The 3922-nt window shown below is 73.5% G+C and carries 4 protein-coding genes and 2 pseudogenes; 4 read left to right on the top strand and 2 right to left on the bottom strand.

From position 1 onward, the window contains the following. From QMK28_RS32260 to QMK28_RS32245, 4 genes and pseudogenes are all read left to right on the top strand, one after another. Positions 1-189: pseudogene (locus tag QMK28_RS32260) on the top strand (ABC transporter ATP-binding protein); the annotation flags it as partial. Continuing rightward, positions 186-971 carry an ABC transporter permease gene (locus QMK28_RS32255; protein WP_326443250.1) on the top strand — a complete coding sequence of 262 codons (786 nt, stop codon included), beginning with the start codon at positions 186-188 and terminating at the stop codon, positions 969-971. The pseudogene QMK28_RS32260 and the gene QMK28_RS32255, both read left to right, overlap by 4 nt. A gap of 78 nt (positions 972-1049) precedes the next feature. Then, on the top strand, positions 1050-1316 hold the full coding sequence (locus QMK28_RS32250) for a hypothetical protein (RefSeq protein WP_326443249.1): 267 nt from the start codon (positions 1050-1052) through the stop codon (positions 1314-1316). Then, complete coding sequence (locus tag QMK28_RS32245) at positions 1301-2353, top strand: COX15/CtaA family protein (RefSeq protein WP_326443248.1); 1053 nt, start codon at positions 1301-1303, stop codon at positions 2351-2353. Before QMK28_RS32250 ends, QMK28_RS32245 begins: the two co-directional genes overlap by 16 nt. Here the strand turns inward: QMK28_RS32245 and QMK28_RS32240 are convergent. Then, positions 2311-3386 (bottom strand): annotated as a pseudogene (locus tag QMK28_RS32240) (amidohydrolase). The gene QMK28_RS32245 and the pseudogene QMK28_RS32240 overlap by 43 nt on opposite strands. A gap of 99 nt (positions 3387-3485) precedes the next feature. Continuing rightward, the gene (locus QMK28_RS32235) at positions 3486-3866 is read right to left on the bottom strand and encodes a hypothetical protein (protein WP_326443247.1); all 381 of its coding nucleotides are present in this window, start codon (positions 3864-3866) and stop codon (positions 3486-3488) included. Positions 3867-3922 lie beyond the last annotated feature (56 nt).

Genomic DNA, 3922 nt, shown 5'->3' with positions numbered 1-3922 from the left:
GCGGACTCGGCGGCGGTCGAGCTGACCGCGGGCTCGTACCGCGTCACCGGCGGAATCGACCCGCAGCTGCTCGCCACCGTCGCCTCCTGGTGCGCCCAGAACGGCGTCATGCCGGACCGGATCTCGGTCGAGCGGCACACCCTGGAGGACGTCTTCCTCGAACTGACCGGCAAGGAGCTGCGTTCATGACCGCCACCGGCACGAAGGCCACCGGCGCCTTCACCCCGAAGCCGGGCGCGGCGCCGCTCCCCCGCATGATCCGCGCGCAGACCGCGCTGGAGACCCGGATGCTGCTGCGCAACGGTGAGCAGCTGCTGCTCACCGTCGTCATCCCCACGCTGCTGCTGGTCCTCTTCAGCGCCGTCGACATCATCGACACCGGCAGCGGCGAGGCCGTCGACTTCCTGGCGCCCGGCGTGCTGGCCCTCGCGGTCATGTCCACCGCGTTCACCGGCCAGGCCATCGCGACCGGCTTCGAGCGGCGCTACGGGGTGCTCAAGCTGCTCGGCTCCTCGCCGCTGCCGCGCTGGGCCCTGATGACGGCCAAGACCCTCTCGGTGCTGGTCACCGAGATCCTGCAGATCGCGCTGCTCACCGTCATCGCCTTCGCGCTGGGCTGGTCCCCGCACGGCAACCCGCTCGCCGTGATCCCGCTGCTCCTCCTCGGCACGGCCGCCTTCTCCGGCCTCGGCCTGCTGATGGCCGGAACGCTCAAGGCCGAGGCCACGCTCGCCGCCGCCAACCTCGTCTTCATCCTGCTGCTGGTCGGCGGCGGGGTCATCGTGCCGCTCGACAAGTTCCCCGGCGCGGCCCGGTCCGTACTCGAACTGCTGCCCGTCTCGGCCCTGTCGGACGGCCTGCGGGACGTCCTCCAGCACGGCTCGGGCATGCCGTGGGGCGACCTCGGCATCCTCGCGCTCTGGTCGGTGCTCGGCCTCGGCGCGGCGGCGAAGTTCTTCCGCTGGGAATGAGCCCGGGGCGGCGGCCCGGCGGGCCACGGCTCGGGCTGGGAGACGCTGGACTGGGCCATCGCGGAGCAGGAGGCCGGGATGATCTACCGCAACGCCGGCCTGCTCTCCCAGGCCGTCGGCTGCTACGAGCGGGCGCGCACCCTGGTGCCGGGCCGCGGCAGCCACCAGCCGGGCGAGCATCTGGTGTTCCGCGCGATGCTGCGCGCGGCCGGCGAGCGGAGCCGCGCGGAGCCACGCGTCTCCGGCCGCCACGACAGGCCCGCACGTCCGGACCCGCGTGTCCGGACCCCTCGTGAAAGTTTGCACAAGGGGCCGCATACCATGACCGCGTGCCGAATTCGTTGAATCCCCTTGAGCAGATCGCGCAGCGCTGGCAGCCCTCCGCCCGCTTCGTACGGCGGGCCGCGCTCGCCACCGTGGTGATGGCCGTCGTCATCGTCGTCACCGGCGGCGCCGTCCGGCTCACCCAGTCGGGCCTGGGCTGCCCGACCTGGCCCACGTGCACCGAGGAAAGCCTGACGCCCACCCGTGAGATGGGGATCAACGGCGTCATCGAGTTCGGCAACCGGATGCTGACGTACGTGCTCTGCGCCGTCGTCGGGCTGTTCATCATCGCCGCGCGGGCCCGCTCCCCGCGGCGGCGATCGCTCACCCGGCTCGGCTGGGCGCAGTTCTGGATCGTCATGGGCAACGCCGTGGTGGGCGGCGTCACCGTGCTGACCGGGCTCAACCCGTACATCGTCAGCGCGCACTTCCTGCTCTCCACCTCGCTGCTCACCGTCTCCGTGGTGGGCTGGCAGCGCACCCGCGAGGGCGACGCCGAGCCGCGCGATCTGGTCGTCAGGCCGGTCCGTCAGCTGTCCTGGCTGCTGGTCGTCGCGAGCGGCGTGCTCATCATGATCGGCACGGTGGTCACCGGCGCGGGCAAGCACGCGGGCGACGCGTCCAAGGACGTGCACCGCATTCCGCTGGACTGGCGGGAGGTCACCCAGCTGCACGTGGACTTCGTCTTCATCGTGCTGGGCCTGACCGTCGCCCTGTGGTTCACCCTGCGCGCGGTCAAGGCCCCGGCGGACCGGCGCCGGACCGTCCTCGAACTCCTCGGCGTGCTGCTCGCCCAGGGCGCGATCGGCTACACGCAGTACTTCCTGGGCCAGCCCGAGCTGGTCGTCGGGCTGCACATGCTGGGCTCCTGCCTGGTGTGGATCGCCGTCCTGCGGGTGCTGCTCTGCCTGCGCGAACGCGGCGAGCAGTCCCCTGAGAGCGCTGGGACCACTGAGCCCACTGCTGAGACCACCGCATCCGCCGTGCCCGCTCCGGCGGGCGAGCCCGAGGCCGTTCAGCCCGAGGCCGCCGCCTCCAGCGCCGCTTCCAACCGGTAGACCCGGCCGGCGGTTCCGGCCGCGACGCGTTCGACCATCCGGCGGGCGTCCGGCGGGGCACACACCCCGTCCGCGACCCAGCGGCCCGCGAGCCGTTCCATCGCGGCGGCGAGCCGCCGGGCGCCGACCACGTACAGCTCCGGCAGCGCCCGCGTGCCCGTCGAGAACATCAGCTTGCCGAACGGCACCTGGCCGAGCGTCTCCTCCGGCCGGGGGCCGACATCGGCGTAGACGTGCGGGGTGGACGCCCGCGAGCCGCGCCGCCTGGACGTGGTGCGGGTGTCCCGGCAGCAGCACCAGATCCGTCCCGGCCCCCGCGGTGGCCCGCAGGAATCCGGTCAGCGCCCGCGGGTCGCCGCAGTGCAGCTGTACGGGCAGCCCGGTCGCGACGGCGCTCCACAGCAGATGCCGTTCGAGCGCGGGCTCCGCCCGGCCGCTCGCCGGTCTCCCGGGTGCGCAGCCAGCGGCCGGCCGCCCGGCGCACCTCGCCCGCTCCGGGCGCGGTCTCCTCGCAGCGTGTGACGCCGGAGGCGAACGCGGTGGCGCTGAGCGCGCCCGCGTAGACGGCTTCGGCGATGTTGGCGAGGAAGGAGTCGACCGTGCCGGAGGTGTCGGCGACCTGCTCGGCCAGCGGTTCGAGGCGCAGCACCTCGTGGGCGCGGCCGGCCGCGGCCGAGGAGAGTTCCGCGATCGAGGTCAGGCCGCTGGGCGTGCCGGCTTCGAGCAGGAAGGTGCCGATGCCCGATCCCAGCAGCAGCAGCCCGGCGCGGTAGGAGCCCAGCTCGCGCCGCCGGGCGAGGTAGCAGGCGGGGCGGCAGTGCGGCGCGAGGTCGAGCAGCGGCGGGCACCAGCGGCGCACGGCGAGGCCGATCTCACTGTTGAAGAAGGTGGTGCCGCGGGGCGCGGGCCCGCTGGTCCCCGCGGCCTCGGCGAGATGCCGCTCGAAGGAGCCGGTGCCGAGTTCGCTGTGCACAGCGCCGTGGCTGCGCTGATCCACGTGCGGATGCAGCGCGTCCCCGTGACCTTCCAGCATGCGTGCCTCCCCGCCCGTCGACGCCCGTGGGGCCGTGCGGCCCCACGGGTTTAACGGGCCGGACGGGCTGAGGTGTCGGCGAAAAGGGCCGGTACCCGGCTAGTCGTTGCTCGGGCCACCGATCTGCAGGCCGGCCATCCGCGACCACTCGTACGGTCCGGTGCGGACCTTGGCGGCGAGTTCGCCGTCGAAGTCTTCGCGCAGGGTGAGCCCGGCGAGTTCCGCGGCGCGCTGCGCGATGCCCTGCGACGGGGCGACCAGGGTGCCCCACTCGCCGTTGGCGCCGACCAGGGCGATCCGGATGACGCCACGGCCGATGTGCGCGAGCTGGCCCTCCGCGCTGCCGCCGTGGCTCTTGGCGAACGCGCCGATCTCCTTGGCCAGCTTGGCCGCCCTGCGCTCGGCCCGGCTGTCGGCGGAGCTCCGCGCCCCGGCCTCGGGGGCGGGTGTGATCTCTTCGGCCTGCTCGGTGTCTGCCATGCACAGGATGCTACCGACGAGTAGATCAACTGGCGACGGGCGGGGGGGGGGGGGTT

The sequence above is a fragment of the Streptomyces sp. H27-D2 genome (assembly GCF_035828615.1).
Classification (GTDB): Bacteria; Actinomycetota; Actinomycetes; order Streptomycetales; family Streptomycetaceae; genus Streptomyces.
Note: the sequence above shows the minus strand (reverse complement) of the source record. Positions and strands in the feature narration are given on the sequence as shown.